Annotated in this window: 21 protein-coding genes; 16 read left to right on the top strand and 5 right to left on the bottom strand. The window is 54.9% G+C overall.

The window, feature by feature from the left end; translation table 11 throughout:
- Nucleotides 1-15 precede the first annotated feature (15 nt).
- The 4 genes from AC222A_RS06955 (at nucleotide 16) to AC222A_RS06940 (ending at nucleotide 3,070) form a co-directional block, all read left to right on the top strand.
- On the top strand, nucleotides 16-969 hold the full coding sequence (locus tag AC222A_RS06955; protein ID WP_372759041.1) for an aminoglycoside phosphotransferase family protein: 954 nt from the start codon (nucleotides 16-18) through the stop codon (nucleotides 967-969).
- Nucleotides 966-1,643, top strand: coding sequence for an N-acetylmuramate alpha-1-phosphate uridylyltransferase MurU (gene murU, locus AC222A_RS06950; RefSeq protein ID WP_486774785.1), 678 nt, complete (start codon nucleotides 966-968; stop codon nucleotides 1,641-1,643). The genes AC222A_RS06955 and murU overlap by 4 nt, the downstream gene beginning before the upstream one ends.
- 81 nt (nucleotides 1,644-1,724) lie before the next feature.
- Nucleotides 1,725-2,393 (top strand): ribulose-phosphate 3-epimerase, encoded by a 669-nt coding sequence (rpe, locus tag AC222A_RS06945; RefSeq protein WP_372748836.1) that lies wholly within the window; start codon nucleotides 1,725-1,727, stop codon nucleotides 2,391-2,393.
- Nucleotides 2,393-3,070 carry a phosphoglycolate phosphatase gene (locus tag AC222A_RS06940; protein WP_372810112.1) on the top strand — a complete coding sequence of 226 codons (678 nt, stop codon included), beginning with the start codon at nucleotides 2,393-2,395 and terminating at the stop codon, nucleotides 3,068-3,070. The genes rpe and AC222A_RS06940 overlap by 1 nt, the downstream gene beginning before the upstream one ends.
- 16 nt (nucleotides 3,071-3,086) lie before the next feature.
- Here the strand turns inward: AC222A_RS06940 and AC222A_RS06935 are convergent, their stop codons facing one another.
- The gene (locus AC222A_RS06935; RefSeq protein ID WP_372748834.1) at nucleotides 3,087-3,674 is read right to left on the bottom strand and encodes a DUF488 domain-containing protein; all 588 of its coding nucleotides are present in this window, start codon (nucleotides 3,672-3,674) and stop codon (nucleotides 3,087-3,089) included.
- Nucleotides 3,675-3,925: 251 nt separating this feature from the next.
- Here AC222A_RS06935 and trpE point away from each other — a divergent pair, with 251 nt between their 5' ends.
- From trpE to trpC, 4 genes are read left to right on the top strand one after another with little or no spacing between them, the layout of a single operon-like run.
- Complete coding sequence (gene trpE, locus AC222A_RS06930) at nucleotides 3,926-5,422, top strand: anthranilate synthase component I (protein ID WP_372810110.1); 1,497 nt, start codon at nucleotides 3,926-3,928, stop codon at nucleotides 5,420-5,422.
- 1 nt (nucleotide 5,423) lies between these two features.
- A complete protein-coding gene (locus AC222A_RS06925; protein ID WP_372764820.1) occupies nucleotides 5,424-6,002 on the top strand; it encodes an anthranilate synthase component II in 579 nt (192 codons plus the stop codon).
- 10 nt (nucleotides 6,003-6,012) lie between these two features.
- Nucleotides 6,013-7,053, top strand: a complete 1,041-nt coding sequence (gene trpD / locus AC222A_RS06920; RefSeq protein WP_486774784.1) for an anthranilate phosphoribosyltransferase — start codon at nucleotides 6,013-6,015, stop codon at nucleotides 7,051-7,053.
- The gene (trpC, locus tag AC222A_RS06915) at nucleotides 7,053-7,847 is read left to right on the top strand and encodes an indole-3-glycerol phosphate synthase TrpC (protein WP_486774783.1); all 795 of its coding nucleotides are present in this window, start codon (nucleotides 7,053-7,055) and stop codon (nucleotides 7,845-7,847) included. The genes trpD and trpC overlap by 1 nt, the downstream gene beginning before the upstream one ends.
- Before the next feature lie 90 nt (nucleotides 7,848-7,937).
- On the opposite strand, the gene crp is transcribed toward trpC, so the two are convergent.
- Nucleotides 7,938-8,570 (bottom strand): cAMP-activated global transcriptional regulator CRP, encoded by a 633-nt coding sequence (gene crp, locus AC222A_RS06910; protein ID WP_372748894.1) that lies wholly within the window; start codon nucleotides 8,568-8,570, stop codon nucleotides 7,938-7,940.
- 139 nt (nucleotides 8,571-8,709) lie between these two features.
- Between crp and AC222A_RS06905 the strand changes: the two genes are divergently transcribed.
- Both AC222A_RS06905 and AC222A_RS06900 read left to right on the top strand, forming a co-directional pair.
- Nucleotides 8,710-9,126, top strand: a complete 417-nt coding sequence (locus AC222A_RS06905; protein ID WP_372748895.1) for an OsmC family protein — start codon at nucleotides 8,710-8,712, stop codon at nucleotides 9,124-9,126.
- Complete coding sequence (locus tag AC222A_RS06900; protein WP_372748896.1) at nucleotides 9,126-9,545, top strand: VOC family protein; 420 nt, start codon at nucleotides 9,126-9,128, stop codon at nucleotides 9,543-9,545. The genes AC222A_RS06905 and AC222A_RS06900 overlap by 1 nt, the downstream gene beginning before the upstream one ends.
- Before the next feature lie 40 nt (nucleotides 9,546-9,585).
- Here the strand turns inward: AC222A_RS06900 and speE are convergent, their stop codons facing one another.
- On the bottom strand, nucleotides 9,586-10,449 hold the full coding sequence (speE, locus tag AC222A_RS06895) for a polyamine aminopropyltransferase (RefSeq protein ID WP_372748897.1): 864 nt from the start codon (nucleotides 10,447-10,449) through the stop codon (nucleotides 9,586-9,588).
- Complete coding sequence (gene speD, locus AC222A_RS06890; RefSeq protein WP_372748900.1) at nucleotides 10,442-10,879, bottom strand: adenosylmethionine decarboxylase; 438 nt, start codon at nucleotides 10,877-10,879, stop codon at nucleotides 10,442-10,444. Before speD ends, speE begins: the two co-directional genes overlap by 8 nt.
- Nucleotides 10,880-11,058: 179 nt before the next feature.
- Between speD and AC222A_RS06885 the strand changes: the two genes are divergently transcribed.
- Nucleotides 11,059-11,718 (top strand): class I SAM-dependent methyltransferase, encoded by a 660-nt coding sequence (locus AC222A_RS06885; RefSeq protein WP_372748898.1) that lies wholly within the window; start codon nucleotides 11,059-11,061, stop codon nucleotides 11,716-11,718.
- 16 nt (nucleotides 11,719-11,734) lie between these two features.
- Nucleotides 11,735-12,370 (top strand): peptide-methionine (S)-S-oxide reductase MsrA, encoded by a 636-nt coding sequence (msrA, locus tag AC222A_RS06880; RefSeq protein ID WP_372765033.1) that lies wholly within the window; start codon nucleotides 11,735-11,737, stop codon nucleotides 12,368-12,370.
- Here the strand turns inward: msrA and AC222A_RS06875 are convergent.
- Nucleotides 12,261-12,665 carry a DUF7151 family protein gene (locus AC222A_RS06875; RefSeq protein WP_486774798.1) on the bottom strand — a complete coding sequence of 135 codons (405 nt, stop codon included), beginning with the start codon at nucleotides 12,663-12,665 and terminating at the stop codon, nucleotides 12,261-12,263. The genes msrA and AC222A_RS06875 overlap by 110 nt on opposite strands.
- A 220-nt stretch (nucleotides 12,666-12,885) precedes the next feature.
- On the opposite strand from AC222A_RS06875, the gene AC222A_RS06870 reads away from it, so the two are divergent.
- The 4 genes from AC222A_RS06870 (at nucleotide 12,886) to AC222A_RS06855 (ending at nucleotide 16,967) form a co-directional block, all read left to right on the top strand.
- Nucleotides 12,886-13,692 carry an SDR family NAD(P)-dependent oxidoreductase gene (locus AC222A_RS06870; protein ID WP_372750050.1) on the top strand — a complete coding sequence of 269 codons (807 nt, stop codon included), beginning with the start codon at nucleotides 12,886-12,888 and terminating at the stop codon, nucleotides 13,690-13,692.
- Nucleotides 13,693-13,911: 219 nt separating this feature from the next.
- Nucleotides 13,912-14,217 carry a hypothetical protein gene (locus tag AC222A_RS06865; protein ID WP_372750051.1) on the top strand — a complete coding sequence of 102 codons (306 nt, stop codon included), beginning with the start codon at nucleotides 13,912-13,914 and terminating at the stop codon, nucleotides 14,215-14,217.
- A 26-nt stretch (nucleotides 14,218-14,243) separates the two neighbouring features.
- Entirely contained in the window at nucleotides 14,244-16,205 is a 1,962-nt protein-coding gene (locus AC222A_RS06860) for a pilus assembly protein N-terminal domain-containing protein (protein WP_372765090.1), read from the top strand.
- Between the two features lie 96 nt (nucleotides 16,206-16,301).
- Complete coding sequence (locus tag AC222A_RS06855) at nucleotides 16,302-16,967, top strand: tetratricopeptide repeat protein (RefSeq protein WP_372750700.1); 666 nt, start codon at nucleotides 16,302-16,304, stop codon at nucleotides 16,965-16,967.
- The last annotated feature ends 262 nt before the right edge of the window (nucleotides 16,968-17,229 follow it).

The raw sequence follows: 17,229 nt of genomic DNA, 5'->3' as shown, positions 1-17,229 counted from the left end.
TGCAAGGAGATAAACATGCTCAACAATTTGCGGCAATGGTGTGCTGCGGAGCTTTGTTTGCCTGAATCGGCATTGGGCGAATTGCTTCCCGTGGCTGGCGATGCCAGTTTTCGTCGCTACTTCCGGCTGCGTCCGGAGCAGCAGCCTTCCGTTATCGTCATGGATGCGCCGCCGGACAAAGAGGACAGTGCTCCGTTTCTCGATATTGCCGGGCGTTTGCAACATGTCGGCATCCACGCTCCCCGTATTCTTGCCCACAACCTCCAGCGAGGCTGGATTCTCCTGGAAGATCTCGGCGATACGCTTTACAAGTCTGCGTTTGAGCAGCGCCCCGGTAGCCAGGTGATGGCAGAAATCCTGCCGGTGCTGGAAAAGCTGACACTCGTTGACACAGCAAGACTTCCCCAGTACGACGAAGGCCGTTTGCAGCAAGAGCTGGATCTGTTCCCGCAATGGCATCTGGCAGTACATACCAAACAGGAATTTACGGCCGCCGAGCAGATGCTCTGGCAACAGTTGTGTGGGCAGCTTATCGACAATGCCAACGCCCAGCCGGCGGTATTCGTGCACCGGGATTTTCACTCCTGCAACCTGATGGAGATGGCTGGAAAGGCCCCGGGGGTTATTGATTTTCAGGACGCGGTCCTGGGCCCGATTACCTACGACTTGATGTCTATCCTGCTCGATCGCTATATCACCTGGCCGCGACCGCAGTTGGAGGAGTGGATGGAGGCGTTTCGGCTGCGCGTTGCTCCCGACGTGCCCCGCGACACTTGGCGGCGCTGGTGCGATTGGATGGGGCTGCAGCGCAATTTGAAAATCATCGGTATTTTTGCAAGGCTGGCTTATCGGGACGGCAAAACAGGGTATCTTTCACTCGTCCCGCGATTTTCGGACTATGTTCGTGATGTGCTGTATCGCTATAACGAACTGGAGCCTTATCAGGAGCTTCTGGAGCCGCGATTATGAAAGCGATGATACTGGCAGCCGGTCTGGGTAAGCGAATGCGCCCACTTACTACGGTTCGACCCAAGCCGCTGCTGAAAGTTAATAATAAACCACTCATCGACTACCACCTTGAGCGTCTTGCTCTCGCCGGCATTTCAGAGGTGGTGGTGAACCATTACTGGCTGGGCGAGCAGATCGAAGCCCATATTGGCGACGGTTCGGCCTATGGTCTTCGTGTGTCCTATTCTCGCGAAACGGAGTTGTTGGACACAGCTGGCGGCATGATCAATGCCTTGCCGCTGTTGGGCGACGAGCCATTTTTGCTGGTCAATGGTGATGTCTGGTGTGATTTCCCGGTTGAAACATTGCTGGCGCGCCGTCCCGAGGCCGCTCATCTGGTTATGGTGGACAACCCGGAGCACAATGAAAAGGGGGACTTCTTCCTCGATGGCGAGCACCTTGCGTTGGCGGGTACCCGACCACTTACCTACGCCGGTATCGCTGTAATCAACCCGGAGTTGTTTGCGGAATCTGCTCCCGGCTGTCAGCCCCTGAAGCCCTTTCTGGTCAAGGCCATAGAGCGTCGCGGCGTTACTGCGGAGCACTTTAGTGGAGACTGGGTTGATGTGGGAACGCCCGAACGCCTGCAGGAGTTGGACAACCGGGTCAGTCAGGCGGCGGTGCCTGCTACCTGAATATCCCGCGCACAGCCAATAGCCCTTAAAACCGCAAGCCGGTAAACTACGCGCTCTAAAATTGTTGCGCGAGTTGTGTTCATGTCTGATTACTGGATTGCCCCCTCCATTTTGTCTGCTGACTTTGCCCGTCTGGGTGAAGAGGTGGACAACGTGCTTGCTGCTGGTGCTGATGTCGTACATTTCGATGTCATGGACAATCACTACGTGCCCAATCTCACTATTGGCCCGATGGTGTGCAAAGCGTTGCGCGATCATGGGGTTACGGCGCCGATCGACGTGCACCTGATGGTACAGCCGGTCGATGCCTTGATCGGTATGTTTGCCGACGCGGGCGCCAGCTATATTACCTTTCACCCGGATGCGTCGGTGCATGTTGACCGCTCCCTGCAGATGATTCGCGACGCCGGTTGTAAGGCCGGGCTAGTGCTGAACCCCGCGGTGACGCCGGATTGCCTGCGCTATGTGATGGATCGGCTGGACATGATTCTGCTGATGTCGGTCAACCCCGGCTTTGGCGGACAGAAATTTATTCCGTCAACTATCGACAAGGTACGCGAAGTTCGTCGTTTGATCGACGACAGCGGCTTTGATATCCGTCTGGAAGTGGACGGCGGTATTTCAGCCAAGAACATTGCCGAGATCGCCGCCGCAGGCGCTGACACCTTTGTCGCCGGGTCGGCCATTTTTAATGCGGACGACTATAAAACTGTGATTGATGACATGCGCCAGCAGCTGGCCTCGATCTGATGCAATTGCGTGATCTGCTTGGGCGTCAGCCTGAGGCCTTGCTGTTTGATCTCGATGGCACACTGATTGACAGTGTGCCGGATCTGGCCAGCGCTGTGGATCAGACCCTTCGCCAGGCGGGCTTGCCTGCAGCGGGTGAGGCGTTGGTGCGCGGCTGGGTCGGTAACGGCGCCCGCAAATTGCTTGAACGCGCCTTGAGCCATACAAAAGGCACTGCCGATGATGCGGAGCTCGACGCTCTATTGCCGGTATTCTTCGAGTGCTATGAAGCCTGTTGTGCAGATCATACGGTGGCTTATCCCGGCGTAGAGGCAGCGCTGAAAGCGTGGCATGTGGCGGGTGTAAAGCTTGCCTGTGTGACCAATAAGCCCGAGCGCTTTGCTGTCAAAATCGTTCATCATTTTGGTTGGAGTGAGATGATGCCGGTGGTGCTGGGTGGCGACAGTCTGCCCACGAAAAAGCCGGCACCTGAGCCACTTTGGGTTGCCTGCGAGCGCCTGGGTGTGGCCGTCGAGAACACGATCATGGTTGGCGATTCGGTGAATGATGTGAGCGCCGCTCGCGCTGCTAATATGCCTGTCATTGCCGTGCCATACGGTTACAACTACGGTAGTGACATTCGTGAGGCCGGGCCGGATATGGTGGTTGAAAGCCTGGATACACTGTGCACCTTATAGCTCGCGGCAGCCCCCATTATTGTTCGGGTCGGCGATAGGCGCAGCGTCGACTCTGTTCGCGCCAGGCCTGCTCAAGGGATTCGGTTTCACCCATCAGCATATCCGGTACGACCCCGGTTTCATCCATCAATCGTCGCTCCAGTTCAACTTCGCTCTCAAGCGCGCCTGCGTGATTGATGTGCTCAATGCTCAAGGCGTGTTCGCGCTGCAGATAGTGGCCAATCAGCAGGCTGCGGTGACACACCGCCGGGTCTTTTTCCGCGCACAGTAAGGCGATTCGAAAGCCCTTGTTCAGCCCGTTCAGCAAGCGCTCAATGCCTTTGAGAAACCGCTCCGAACGCTGCAGCCGGTCAAACTGCACCTGCCCCTTTTCATAGTGTGCATCGCAGGGAGAGCGTGGGCCGAGCTCTTCGCCCAGATACACATAGCGGATGTCTGCTGCGCGCAAATGCTGAATCAGGTTTTCGCGGTGGTAATCGTGAAAAGCCTTGCTGTAGGGCACAGAACGCACGTCAGCAATGACCGTGATCTGGTGGTTTCGCAGTTGTTCGAGGAAGGTCTCGATGGGTTTGGTGGCGTAGCCGATACTGAACAGGGCAGCCATGGGATATCCGCTTTTCGAATTTCGCGGCCAGTGTAGCGAGCGCGCTCTACACCGGCAAATCCGCTGTTTTACAAAGCCGGTGGCTGGGGTAGAATGCGTTTTTGAAATTATCCTTTCATCTGGAGAAAACGGTGATCTGCTCCGCTCAGCCAGCGCTGCAATCTGATACCCGCCGATGGCGATGGTAGGCCCCTGCGTTCGCGTTAGCACGCCCCAAACATCGTTATTCACCGTTTTTGAAGGAAAGCCCTGTGACTCCCGAACAATTTGCCGAACTGGCCCAGCAGCCCTATAACCGTATTCCGGTTTACCGCGATGTGCTGGCCGACCTTGATACCCCCCTTAGCGCCTATCTGAAACTTGCTCGTGGCCCCTACAGCTACCTGTTTGAATCGGTGGAAGGGGGCGAAAAATGGGGGCGTTACTCCATTATTGGCCTGCAGGCCGATACCGTACTTACCGCGTTCGGCAATAAAATTGTCGTTACCGAGGGCGGACGCGAAATAGAATCTCTGCACAGCGACGATCCGCTGGCCTTTGTAGAACAGTTTCAAGCCCGTTATCGGGCGCCGGATCTGGACAGCCTGCCGGCTTTCAATGGCGGGCTGGTTGGTTATTTCGGCTATGACACTGTGCGCTATGTTGAGAAGAAACTGGCGGCCAGCTGTCCGCCAGACAAGCTCGGCAACCCCGATATTCTGCTTATGGTCTCCGACGAAGTGGTGGTGTTCGACAACCTCGCCGGTGTCATTACCCTGATCGTGCACGCCAACCCCGAAGACAACGATGCCTACGCTGCGGCGCAGGCGCGGCTGGATCAGCTCGAAACGCTGATGGCCGGGCCGGCACCGGAGCTGCCGCGACCAGCCACCGTGCCGGGCGAACTACCGGAGTCCGCTTTTGAATCCGAAGTGGGTGAAGCTGGCTACAGTGCGATGGTTGAGCGGGTCAAGCAATACACGCTTGCCGGGGATGTAATGCAGGTGGTGCCGTCGCAGCGACTGTCTACCCCATTTGATGCCGAGCCGATCAATTTGTATCGGGCTTTGCGTCGACTTAATCCTTCGCCCTACATGTTTTATCTGGATCTAGACGACTTTCATATCGTGGGTTCAAGTCCGGAGATCCTGGCGCGGGTCGAGCACGGTGAAATCACGCTGCGCCCCATCGCCGGTACCCGTCGACGCGGACACACCGAGGCAGAAGACCGGGCGATGGAAGAAGAACTGCTGGCTGATCCCAAGGAAATTGCAGAGCACCTGATGCTGATCGATCTGGGGCGCAATGATGTGGGCCGAGTCGCTGAAACTGGCAGTGTCGTAGTGACGGATCAGATGGTGGTGGAGCGCTACTCCCATGTGATGCATATCGTGTCCAATGTGACTGGCCAGTTGAAAGATGGGCTCAGTGCCATGGATGTATTACGCGCCAGTTTGCCGGCAGGTACCTTAAGTGGTGCGCCGAAAGTGAGAGCCATGGAAATTATTGACGAGCTCGAGCCGGTCAAGCGCGGTGTTTATGGTGGCGCTGTGGGCTATATCGGATTCAACGGCAATATGGATACCGCGATTGCGATTCGTACTGCGGTCATCAAAAACAACCGTCTATACGTTCAGGCCGGTGGCGGTATCGTCGCTGATTCGGTGCCACGGCTTGAATGGAAGGAGACCATGAACAAGGCGCGAGCGATGTTCCGTGCAGCGGCGATGGTGCTGGATGGCAGCGTTCGCAGTGAGGGAGATCAGTAAAATGTTGTTGATGATCGATAATTACGACTCCTTTACCTACAACATCGTGCAGTATCTCGGTGAATTGAAAGCTGAGGTAAAAGTGGTGCGCAATGATGAGGTCAGTGTGGACGATATCCGCGCCTTGAAGCCAGAGCGCATTGTGGTATCACCCGGTCCGTGCACGCCGAACGAGGCGGGTATCTCCATGGCTGCTATTCAGGCACTGGCCGGAGAAATTCCCATTCTGGGCATCTGCCTTGGGCATCAGAGTCTCGGGCAGGTATTCGGCGGCAAAGTAGTGCGGGCGCGTCAGGTAATGCACGGAAAAACCTCGCCTATCTACCACTTGGGTAAGGGGGTCTTTGAGGGGCTGAAGAATCCCTTAATTGCTACGCGCTACCATTCTCTGGTTGTCGAGAAAGATAGCCTGCCGGATTGCCTGGAGATCACTGCCTGGACCCAGACAGACAGTGGTGAATTGGATGAAATCATGGGGCTGCGCCACAAAACTCTGGATGTCGAGGGTGTGCAGTTTCACCCCGAATCGATTCTGAGCGAAGAAGGCCACGCGATGCTGGCCAATTTTCTGAAACGCTGAGGACAATAAAATGGATATCAAAACAGCGCTCGGTCGCGCCATTCAGCACTTGAGCCTTAACACCGATGAAATGGCCGATGTGATGCGCGATATCATGACCGGCCAGTGCACTGACGCCCAGATCGGCGCTTTTCTTGTTGCGCTGAGAATGAAGAGTGAAAGCATCGACGAGATTGAAGGTGCCGCCCGAGTCATGCGTGAGCTGGTCACGCCGGTCGACGTGTCGGGGCTCGACCATGTGGTTGATATCGTCGGTACCGGCGGTGACGGGGCCAATCTGTTCAATGTATCTTCTGCCAGTACCTTCGTCGCGGCAGCCGCCGGCGCGGTGGTGGCCAAGCACGGCAATCGTTCAGTGTCATCCAAAAGCGGCAGTGCAGACCTGCTGGAAAGTGCCGGTATCAATCTCGCTTTGAGTGCGGATCAGGTGCAGCGCTGCATACGTGAAGTGGGTGTGGGCTTTATGTTTGCGGTCAATCATCACAGTGCCATGAAGCACGCCATTGGCCCACGCAAGGAAATCGCCCAGCGTACTATTTTTAATATTCTTGGCCCGCTTACGAATCCCGCCGGCGTAACTCGCATAGTGCTCGGTGTGTTTTCCGCTGAGTTGTGCCGTCCTCTGGCCGAAGTCCTCAAACGCCTGGGCGCCGAGCATGTGCTGGTGGTTCATGCTACTGATGGCCTGGATGAGATCAGTCTGGCAGCACCAACCATCGTGGCGGAGCTGAAAGGTGGTGAAATCAGCGAGTACCGGATTACCCCGGAAGATTGCGGGCTCAAAAGCCAGAGCCTGGTGGGGCTGGATGTTGCTGACAGCAGTGCCTCGCTGCAATTGATCAGAGAAGCGTTTACCGTTGCTGAAAGTGGCAGTGAAATTGCGCACAAAGCTGCCGACATGGTGGCGCTTAACGCGGGTGCGGCCCTCTACGTGGCGGGTAAAGCAGGCTCTATCAAGGCGGGCGTTGAACAGGCACGCATTGCGATCACCAGTGGTGCTGCGCTGGAGAAAATGCAGCAGCTTGCGAAATTTTCACAAGGTTTCAAGTAATGGCTACGCCGACGGTTTTAAAGAAGATTCTCGATCGTAAACTGCAAGAGGTGGCCGAGCGCTCGGCGAATACATCGCTGGAATCTCTGCGCGAGCGCGCTCAGGATGCGTCGCCGGTGCGAGGTTTTGTTTCCGCTATTGAGGCTAAGCTCAGTGCAGGGCAGTCGGCAGTAATTGCTGAAGTGAAAAAAGCATCGCCCTCCAAAGGTGTGATTCGCGAGAATTTTCATCCGGCTGAGATTGCTCGTAGCTATGCGCAGGGTGGGGCTGCCTGTCTGTCGGTATTGACCGATGTGGATTTCTTTCAGGGCGCAGATGCCTATTTACAGCAAGCCCGCGCTGCCTGTTCGCTGCCGGTGATTCGCAAAGATTTTATGGTCGACCCCTATCAGGTGGTTGAAGCACGCGCTATTGGGGCTGACTGCATTTTGTTGATCGTTGCGGCGTTGAACGATGCAACAATGCGTGAGTTGTATGACACTGCCCTGTCGCTGGGGTTGGATGTATTGATTGAGGTACACGACGAAGCCGAGTTGATGCGGGCTTTGCCTTTGGGCGCAAAGCTGGTTGGCATCAATAACCGCAATCTGCACAACTTTGAAACATCGCTGGACAATACTTTTCGTCTGCTCGATAAGATTGGCGATGACCGGATTGTGGTTACCGAAAGCGCTATTCATACGCCAGCGGATGTCGCCGCGATGCGTGAACGAGGTGTGAACGCGTTTCTGGTAGGTGAGGCGTTTATGCGCGCTGAAGAGCCGGGGCAGAAGCTGGCAGAGTTGTTTTTCTGAGGGGGTTCGTTTGTTAGCTACGGCGGGGGCTAGGGCTAGGGGGCAGGCACCAGCTGCGCTGGTAAAAGCTGCCCCTTAATCGAAGTCGGTTTATCGGGTGCCAAACACCACCATTGTTTTGCCTTTCACCGAAACCAGGCCCTGTTCTTCTAAAGTCTTCAGAACGCGACCAACCATCTCTCGCGAACAACCCACGATACGGCCAATTTCCTGGCGCGTGATTTTGATCTGCATGCCATCGGGGTGAGTCATGGCGTCTGGTTGGTTGCACAAATCCAGCAGGGTGCGTGCGACGCGGCCGGTGACATCCAGAAAGGCGAGATCGCCAACCTTGCGAGTGGTCTGGCGCAGGCGCTTGGCCATTTGGGTGCCAAGCGCGAACAAGACTTCCGGGTATTGTTCGCGCAATTCCTGAAATTTGCTGTAGCTGATTTCCGCCACTTCACATTCGGTTTTGGTCTTTACCCATGCGCTGCGGGTTTCCTCGTTGTCGAAGACGCCCATTTCCCCGAAAAAGTCACCTTTGTTCAGGTAGGCGACAATCATTTCCCGGCCTTCATCGTCTTCGATCAAAACCGTCACAGAGCCTTCAATGATGAAGTACAGTGCATCGCTGTCGTCGCCCGCGTAAATGATGGTGCTTTTGGCGGGGTAGCGGCGGCGCCGGCAATGGCTTAAAAAACCATCCAGGTTTGGAATCGCTGGCTTGGGGGCACTGATCACAGTAGATCCTCGTTTGTGAAATCTTATAGAGCTAATGCGGCGTATTATGCCGTGTGAAACCGGTAATGGCGACCCCTGCGACCGTCGGGGTGCATGTGGTAGGATGCGGTTCTCAAAAAACTGGTAGTAGGTAGATGCGATGGAAGCCACGGTCAAGTGGGTAGATGGAGTCAGTTTTGAAGCAACATCAGGCACCGGCCACAAGGTTGTTATGGATGGCCCGCCGGATCTGGGTGGTCGCGACCTGGGGCCGCGCCCGATGGAAATGTTGATTATGGGTATGGGTGGATGCGCCTCGTTTGACGTGGTTACCATCTTGCAAAAATCTCGTCAGGCGGTCACCGGCTGTGAGGCGAGTATTCAGGCCGAGCGCGCTGACGCGGTTCCAGCCGTATTCACCAAAATTCATATGACTTTCAAGGTGAGCGGTACCGATCTGAAAGAGTCTATCGTGAAGCGCGCGGTGGCAATGTCAGCTGAGAAGTATTGTTCGGCCTCCATTATGATGGAAAAGGCGGGTGTTGAAGTGACCCACAGTTACGAGATCGTAGCCTGATGAAGCCCTCGCGTCCTCGGCCTACCGCAGGGCTGCGTCATGTAGCGTTGTTTGTTGCGCGCTATGAAGAAACGCTGCATTTCTATCAGGAGCTGATGGGAATGGCGCTGGAGTGGCAGCCGGACGAAGACAATAGCTACCTGTGTTCGGGTAACGACAATCTCGCTCTGCATCGCTACAAAGGCAGTGAACGTGACCCTGCCACCCAGCGTCTGGATCATATCGGCTTTATCATTGATGAGATGGAAGAGGTAGATGCCTGGTTTGCATTCCTGAAAGCGCAGGGCGTAAAGACATTGTCAGAACCGCGCACTCATCGCGATGGCGCGCGCAGTTTCTACTGTCTGGACCCTGACGGCAATACCGTACAGATCATCTATCATCCGCCTATTAGCGGACAGGTGTTCAAGCGAGAGTGAAGAGGGAGGTGTTTCGCCTGCATGGCAGGCGAAACGCGGTTCAGGCGTTGTTGATGGCGTCTACCACGTATTGCGGTAGACCAAAACATCCGGCATGAACTCCAGGATTGTAGTAACGCGTTCTAATGCCGCTTTCGGTGTAGCGTGCGGCTAGCGTTTCCACAGTTTGGTGGCGCGCGTTGGTATTGTCGCTCGCCCAGGCAAAGGTCATAACACCGCCCACGTAGGTTGGTACCGCCGCGGTGTAAAAGTGTGTGTCTTCAAAATAGGGAGACAGACGCTTCTTCGTGGTGGTGACCTCGTCCTGTTGCATGAAGCTGACGCCGTTCTGCGCGGCAAAAATGCCACCGGGTTTCAGGCAGCGCTTGATGCCTTCATAAAACGGGCTGGTAAACAGAACCTCCCCGGGGCCAATGGGATCGGTGCTGTCGGACAGAATTACATCAAACTGCCGGTCGCAGTTTTTCACATAATTGATGCCGTCATCGATCACAATGTTGGCGCGCGGATTGTCGTAAGCGCCTGCCGAATGATTCGGCAGGTACTCAACGCACATATCAATAACCGCCTGATCAATTTCAACTTGGGTGCAGTGAGCTACGCTGTCGTGCTTTAGCACTTCACGCAGCAGGCCACCGTCACCGCCGCCGATGATCAGCACATCCTTTGCCTCGCCGTGGGCGAAAAGTGGGACGTGGGCCAGCATCTCGTGGTAGATAAACTCGTCGTGCTCGGTCGTCTGGATGATGCCATCCAGCGCCATAACGCGACCAAAGCTCACCGACTCAAATATGATGAGATGCTGGTGTTCGGTCTTGTTTTCAAAGAGGACGTTCTTGATGCCAAAGGTCTGTGCCCAGCCATCGTGCAGTTTCTCCTGAAACTGCCGCTGCTGTTCAGCCATTCTCCATCCTCCCGCGCAGGTTCTCGCTGACTTCCACGCGCTTCGGACGGAAGGCGCGCTGCAGTACAGGGATCGCCAGTTCGGGACGGGCATCACCACACATAAAAACGTCAAACGCAGCGTAGTCGCGTTCCGGCCAGGTGTGCACACTGATGTGTGACTCGGCCAGTACCGCTACACCGGAAACGCCACCGTTGGGCGTAAAATGGTGCATATGAATATGCAGCAAAGTCGCTCCGCAAACCTTGACGGCTTCCAGGAAGGCTTTTTCCATTCGGGGGATGTCATCGAGATGGGAAGCTCCCCACAGGTCGATGATTAAGTGTGTGCCGGCGTATGCTATACCGTCACGGACGATGAAGTGATCTTGATTTTCATCGGAGGAGGTATAAACGTCAACAGCTGATGAGCCGGCTTCCAGGGTCGGCATAAGTTCCAATTTCTTCATTTAGCATAAGTCCCCCAGTGAGGTGGAAAGAAGGCGCCATTTATACCGGTTTTCACAGAAATAGCAATTATCAGATTAACTTTTTTTGTGACCCTGGGAATTACCGCGCGTGATGGTCATTCGGGTATGATTTTGGTGGTTTTTTTGTTAGGAGTCCTGTCATGTCAAATCGTAGTTATGGTCTTAGCGAGGCGGAGCACGACTATCTGCTGAAAACCACGGTTCGCGAGCATCCTTCCTTGGCCCAATTACGGGATCACACCATGAAAATGCCGATGGCGCGGATGCAAATTGCGCCGGAGCAGGCCCAGTTCATGCAGCTTCTTATTAATATGTTGGGCGCTACCCACTGTATAGAAGTAGGCGTATTTACCGGTTATAGCACGTTAGCGGTCGCACTGGCCCTGCCCGCAGATGGTCGTATCATTGCCTGTGATATCAGCGAGGAGTATACGGCGGTGGCCCGAACCTACTGGGAAAAGGCCGGTGTCGACTATAAGGTTGATCTGCGGTTGGCACCGGCGCAGGATACGCTAGATGCACTGATAGCGGCTGGCGAGCGTGAGTTTTACGACTTTGCCTTTATTGACGCCGACAAGGAAAACTATGTTCGTTATTACGAGCAGTGTCTGACCCTGGTGCGCCCCGGCGGTCTGATCGCAATTGATAATGCGCTCTGGGACGGCCGTGTAGCAAAAGACTCGGCCGACGAAGAAACCCGCGCGATTCAAGCGGTGAATTCACGGGTTGGCAAAGATCATCGTGTTGAGTGCAGTCTGGTCCCGGTGGGCGATGGCCTGCTGCTGGCGCGCAAGTTGTAGTAAAGGAGAGTAATTGATGGGACTGTTTGGGAAAACCCCTGTAATGCCCAGTGCCGAGCAGGCACTTCCGGGCCGCAGCGACGTTATGCCTGTCGCTGCCCGGCACTATGTTCTTGACGCCTCGCTGGCCGGGCCGTTTCCACAGCACATGGAAATGGCTATGTTTGGTCTGGGCTGTTTCTGGGGCGCCGAACGCAAATTCTGGCAGTTGTCGGGCGTGCACTCGACCGCTGTGGGCTATGCTGCGGGCTTCACTCCCAATCCTAGCTACCAAGAGGTGTGTAGCGGCATGACCGGCCACAATGAGGTGGTGCGAGTGGTATTTGATCCAGAACAGATTAGCTATCGGGAATTGCTGCAGACTTTCTGGGAAAGCCACAACCCGACCCAGGGCATGCGTCAGGGGAATGATGTGGGCACCCAGTATCGATCTGGTATCTATACCTATTCAGAAGAACAGCAGGCGCTGGCAGAAGAGACCCTTGCCAATTACCAGCGCGCACTTAAGGCGAAGGGGTTGCCCGCGATCACCACGGAAGTTATCACAGCCCCCGAGTTCTATTTTGCCGAGGACTACCATCAGCAATATCTGGCAAAGAACCCGGGGGGCTACTGCGGGCTGGGAGGAACGGGGGTGTGTTATCCCAATTGATGTCCGCTTCAGCTGCCGTTTCAATAGTAGTGTTGCAGGTGCTGTCAGTTTGCTCGCACACCGCGAATGTCGCAATGCGCACAAACGCGTTGTCCGGATTAACCGCAGGTGCATTGCAAAGGTAGGTTGATGCGGTAATCTCGCTATTATCGAGTACCGCGTTACGGTTGATGTCCTGGCCACTGTCGATTCTCGTACCACCATCAAAACACTCGTCGCTGCCAGCTAGCAAGGTTGTCTGTGTTACCAATGCAACTGATCCGGGCGAACCGTCGGCTCCCGCAGAGCCGGCCATGCCGGACGGTCCCTGAGCGCCCGTTGCGCCATTGTCTCCGTCGTCGCCATTACAGGCCGTTAAAACCAGTGGCAATAGTAAACACCCGGCAAGTTGGGTGGCTTTATAGCAGTTCATCGCGTTCCCCTGTTCTGTTTTGATCTACCATTGAGATTGAAAGCTGACGCATGAAGTTTCTGTTACCCAGATGGCACAGTGATTAAAGGGAGATGGCAATTCGATGACGGGTTTATTGCTGGAAAGGTTTGGAACTGTGGCATTGGTGACGGGGGCCTCCTCGGGAATTGGTCGCGCTTTTGCCCGCGCATTGGCTGCGGCAGGAATGGACCTGATCCTGGTGGCAAGGCGGCAGCAGGCGCTGCAAAGTCTGGCGGATGAATTGCGGCAGACACATGGGGTCACGGTTGAGGTGGTCGTGCTGGACCTGTCAGATGTCGGGGCGGTTGAGGATTACGCAAAATCCCTCAGTGGCCGCGGGGTGTCGCTGCTTATCAATAACGCCGGATTTGGTTTCAAAGGGCAATTTGAAGAGGCGGGCACTCAGACCAATGTGGAAATGGTAAATACCAACTGCATTGCTTCGATAATTCTTACTCAATATTGCCTGCCGGATATGAAGGCGGCAGGTAAGGGTGGCATTATCTTCACTGGGTCAGTCGAGGGGGAGTCTCCGTTTCCCTGGTCTGCGACCTATGCTGCCAGCAAGGCGTTTGTGCATTCGCTGGGCTTTGCATTGCACAATGAATGCCGCGCCAGCGGTGTCGAAGTGCTGGTACTCGCGCCGGGGCCGACCGATACTGAAGCTCCGCGCAAACAGGGGTTCCGCAATGAAGAGCTCTCTGGCTTGATGACGCCTGAGCGTGTGGTGGAGGAGGCGCTTGCGCGGTTGGGCAGGAGCTGCCTGTGGACGCCAGGCTGGCAAAATCGATTGATGACGCGTTTGCTTCGCAGCCTGCCGCGGGTCTGGTCTGCAGCGTTGGCGGGGGTTGGCCTGAAAGCCGCCCTGGCAAAAAACCGCGCTGTTTAGTGACGGGTTTACTATCGGCTTCTCACTGCGATCTCAGATTGCTTTGCAATTTGCGAATCAAAGTGTCAGTACAGGACAAAAACAAAGTAGGTAGCTTAAAGCTATAAGTAATATACTGAATTTGATGGATTTTTAGCTGGTTGGAAAACTGGCCCGTATTCTGCATTCAGGTTGGCATTGCGTTACATCATGAATGAACAGACAAAAAGGGATACGGAGATGAAATCATTGCTTTTAATACCGTTACTGTTACTGACAGGCTGCAGTCAGCTATCGACGGTGCATTATGTAAATCAGGTTGCTGCCGATTATGGCGCGCCAGCGACAGGCTATCGCGACACAGATGGCGATGGTGTTATGGATTTTGGTGATGTCTGTCCCAGAACTGCGATTGGGGCGACCGTGACGGAATATGGATGCGAGCTGCGTCTCGTGGATTTGACCGAGGACAAGCAGTGTCCGTTACAACAAGATCGTCTCGCTCAGCATACAAATAATGAGCTGTCTTCTCGCAGCCTGCGATGAAAAACAGCCGACCGGAGGGTAGTTTAATGAAAAGGATTGCGTTCACTGTAGCGCTTGCGGTGGCACTGCTCGGAGTTGCACCAGCGCTGGCGGACAGTGCAAAGGGCCTGCAGTTTGTCGAAACGGCGGATGGAACCAAATCTCACCGCACGCGCGAGCTGGTGCAATGGACGCACACGCGTCTGGTGTTCAACAAGGCCTTAAAGCGCGTGGCGGTTGGTCAGGAAGCTACCTTGCAGGTTGAGGTGTTGGGTACGAACGAAGTGCTCGCTCTGGGGAAGAATGTCGGGCGAACCAGCATCATGGTGTGGTACGAAGATGGTACCACCGAGAATTTCCTATTCAGTGTGATTGAAGACCTGAGTGTTCTCAGAAAAGCTTTAAATGATATTCACCCTAATATTCGAATTCAGTTGGCGCCAGACCGTGCAGCACTCGTGCTTCGCGGGCGTGTGCCAACCATCAATTTCCGCATTGCAGCTGAAACGGCCGCCCGCAACTATCTTGATGTAGCGCGAGGCGCTGGCAGCAGCGATATGGATGTGGTGATGCAAGCACCTGACCTGTCGTCAATGGTTAACGATGCAACCTTTCGGGTTAAATCTGCGATGGATAGCGCGGCTGCACCGGCTCGCCGGAGTGCGAACCGAGCAACGATCATCAACCTTATTCAAGTAGAGCAGCTGCCTGAAAACGTTGTACAGAAGTTGAGCAAAGTCTTGCAGACCATGGGTGGGGAAGATGTGACCGTAAGCCGCATCCAAAGCGGTGACATGCAAAATGATCTTGCGGACACTCTTCTATTATCCGGCGCGGTCGAAACTCAGGTCGACCTGGTGCGTATTCTCAATGTTGCCTCGAAAATGTTTGCCGGTGAGTCAGCCCAGCTTGGTGACGGTGGCAATATCGAAGTAATCGCCAATGAAGCCGGTGGTCTGCTTAATGGCGGGCGCCAAAGTGGCCGAAGCTCCGGACTCGGTGGCTTTGGCCAACTAGGCGGGGGAGATTCCGGGCTAGGCAACAATATAGCCGCGAATGTTGGTCGCTCAAAAATGTTGTCTGTAGCCGGCGGACGAATCCTCTCTACGATAGAGGTACGCGACCTGCCTCAGGTCCGGGTGTCTGTGCAGATGCATGAGGTGAGTCGTCGCCGCCTGAAAAGCTGGCGCCCAGATATGACGCTGGTAACAAATGGGTACGACAATTCAGGCACCTTTGGGCTGGCGGGCAGATCACAGCGCGGTGCCAACGCGTCGCAGGTTGAAAACGCGTTGCAGATTCTCGGCGGCAGCCTGCTGAATAATCTTCAGGTCGGGGGCAGCGACGTTGCTCTCGATGCCTTGTTCGCCTTGCTGGAAGAGGAAGGCATCTCACGCACGGTCAGTCGACCAACGCTGACAGTATTGGCCGGAGAGTCTGCCGTATTTCGTGCAGGCGGTGAGGTTCCCGTACCAAAGGCTTTCGCACCTACCGGGCTGTCAGCTGATGATTCGGTGGGCAATAACGCAGGTGGGGTGTTCAGCGGAACCGAATTCAAGTCGTTTGGTGTTGAGCTGGAAGTTAGGCCAATGGTGGGCGAAAACGACTCGATCACCTTGGATATGCGGCCCACAATTTCGCTGCCAGATACACAGTTGACGCAGGATATTGCCGGTAGCACGGGCTCAGACCTTAACACGGCAGCCTTTAATGTGCGCACTATCAAGACGTCGGCGCGGTTGGAAGATGGTCAGGCACTGGTGATAGGTGGTCTGGTCAGTCGAGATTTGTCGGACAGTAAAAGTCACACACCGGGTTTGAGCAGTGTGCCACTGGTTGGCAATCTCGCCAAATCGTCGAGCGACGGCGACAGCGACACGGAGCTGGTTATTATCGTTACACCAACCATTATCCGCGCGCCGCGACATGAAATTTCGTTATGGCAGTTTCCCGATAGCATGCAGCTGTTGGACTGGTCTATTTCACTGCCGGAGAAAGAGCAGCGCTAACAGCGGCTCAAGGGAGATTAAGCAATGAAGTATTTAAACAGTATGAAGGTGTTGGCGCTCGTAGCAGCAAGCGTTTTGTTTACAGGCTGTGTTTCGATGAGCGATCACCGTAGCCGAGTGGCCGATCCAAACGAACGACTGGATCAGGTAATGGCGTTATATCTTGAGAAAGATCGCAACGGTGATTCCTGTCATGAAATCAAACGTGCCTACAGCGCAATTCATGACTGTGAGCGCATTCAGCGGGAAGTGGAGCGCCTGGTGGTAGAGTTCCCAAATAATGAACGGATTCTGATGGCAAATGCCGTACTGCAGTTGGAGGCGGGGAAGCGCGATAAAGCGCAATTATCCCTCGATCAGCTGTTATCTATGCCGGGGGCACATCCGGAAGCCGCGATTTTGCGCAGTCAGCTGGCAGTGCAGGAAGGCAATACTGCGCGAGCGCGTAAATTGCTACAGCAGCAGATTGTGTTGCGCCCAGATTACGCTGAATTACGAGAAACACTGGCAGCCGTTTATTACCTGGAAGGCAAATACGCTCAGGCGCGCAATGCCTTGAGTGCCGCAGGAAGACTCGGTGCTTCTGGCTGGAGAATCGCCTATCACGAGGGATTAATCCGGGAAGCCACACAAGATTGGGAGGGCGCCTGCCAGATGTACATCAGCGCGACTGATCAGAAACCGGATTTTGTCCAAGCAATGTCACGCTTGGTGGGGCTCACTGAACATCAGGAGTGCAGACGGGTTGCTGATCGTCGCTAGCGCTTAACACAACGAATCTCCGTTTAGCCGCGTGGCGAGAGCCCGCGGCTTTTTTTATGTCTGCGCTTTAACAATTTGCAAAATGCAAATTGATTTTGGAGTGGTATTTGCCAAATGCGAATTCTGGCCTTGTCGTGCCAGTACGCCAGGGGCCCTCAGTCGGCTGTAGGCACGCTGTGATCATCCGTAACCAAATGATTTATAACAACTTATAAAAATAATTCTAAAAGTTGGCAAGGTTGGTACGCGCTCTGCAATAACC

The organism is Litorivivens sp. (genome assembly GCF_057445395.1).
This window is presented reverse-complemented; position numbering and strand designations above follow the sequence as displayed.

Bases quoted from the DNA above. Each gene is read 5' to 3' on its own strand.
- AC222A_RS06955 (WP_372759041.1), top strand. From the start codon at position 16: ATGCTCAACAATTTGCGGCAATGGTGTGCTGCGGAGCTTTGTTTGCCT.
- murU (WP_486774785.1), top strand. From the start codon at position 966: ATGAAAGCGATGATACTGGCAGCCGGTCTGGGTAAGCGAATGCGCCCA.
- rpe (WP_372748836.1), top strand. From the start codon at position 1,725: ATGTCTGATTACTGGATTGCCCCCTCCATTTTGTCTGCTGACTTTGCC.
- AC222A_RS06940 (WP_372810112.1), top strand. From the start codon at position 2,393: ATGCAATTGCGTGATCTGCTTGGGCGTCAGCCTGAGGCCTTGCTGTTT.
- AC222A_RS06935 (WP_372748834.1), bottom strand. From the start codon at position 3,674: ATGGCTGCCCTGTTCAGTATCGGCTACGCCACCAAACCCATCGAGACC.
- AC222A_RS06925 (WP_372764820.1), top strand. From the start codon at position 5,424: ATGTTGTTGATGATCGATAATTACGACTCCTTTACCTACAACATCGTG.
- trpD (WP_486774784.1), top strand. From the start codon at position 6,013: ATGGATATCAAAACAGCGCTCGGTCGCGCCATTCAGCACTTGAGCCTT.
- trpC (WP_486774783.1), top strand. From the start codon at position 7,053: ATGGCTACGCCGACGGTTTTAAAGAAGATTCTCGATCGTAAACTGCAA.
- AC222A_RS06905 (WP_372748895.1), top strand. From the start codon at position 8,710: ATGGAAGCCACGGTCAAGTGGGTAGATGGAGTCAGTTTTGAAGCAACA.
- AC222A_RS06900 (WP_372748896.1), top strand. From the start codon at position 9,126: ATGAAGCCCTCGCGTCCTCGGCCTACCGCAGGGCTGCGTCATGTAGCG.
- speE (WP_372748897.1), bottom strand. From the start codon at position 10,449: ATGGCTGAACAGCAGCGGCAGTTTCAGGAGAAACTGCACGATGGCTGG.
- speD (WP_372748900.1), bottom strand. From the start codon at position 10,879: ATGCCGACCCTGGAAGCCGGCTCATCAGCTGTTGACGTTTATACCTCC.
- AC222A_RS06885 (WP_372748898.1), top strand. From the start codon at position 11,059: ATGTCAAATCGTAGTTATGGTCTTAGCGAGGCGGAGCACGACTATCTG.
- msrA (WP_372765033.1), top strand. From the start codon at position 11,735: ATGGGACTGTTTGGGAAAACCCCTGTAATGCCCAGTGCCGAGCAGGCA.
- AC222A_RS06875 (WP_486774798.1), bottom strand. From the start codon at position 12,665: ATGGCCGGCTCTGCGGGAGCCGACGGTTCGCCCGGATCAGTTGCATTG.
- AC222A_RS06870 (WP_372750050.1), top strand. From the start codon at position 12,886: ATGACGGGTTTATTGCTGGAAAGGTTTGGAACTGTGGCATTGGTGACG.
- AC222A_RS06865 (WP_372750051.1), top strand. From the start codon at position 13,912: ATGAAATCATTGCTTTTAATACCGTTACTGTTACTGACAGGCTGCAGT.
- AC222A_RS06860 (WP_372765090.1), top strand. From the start codon at position 14,244: ATGAAAAGGATTGCGTTCACTGTAGCGCTTGCGGTGGCACTGCTCGGA.
- AC222A_RS06855 (WP_372750700.1), top strand. From the start codon at position 16,302: ATGAGCGATCACCGTAGCCGAGTGGCCGATCCAAACGAACGACTGGAT.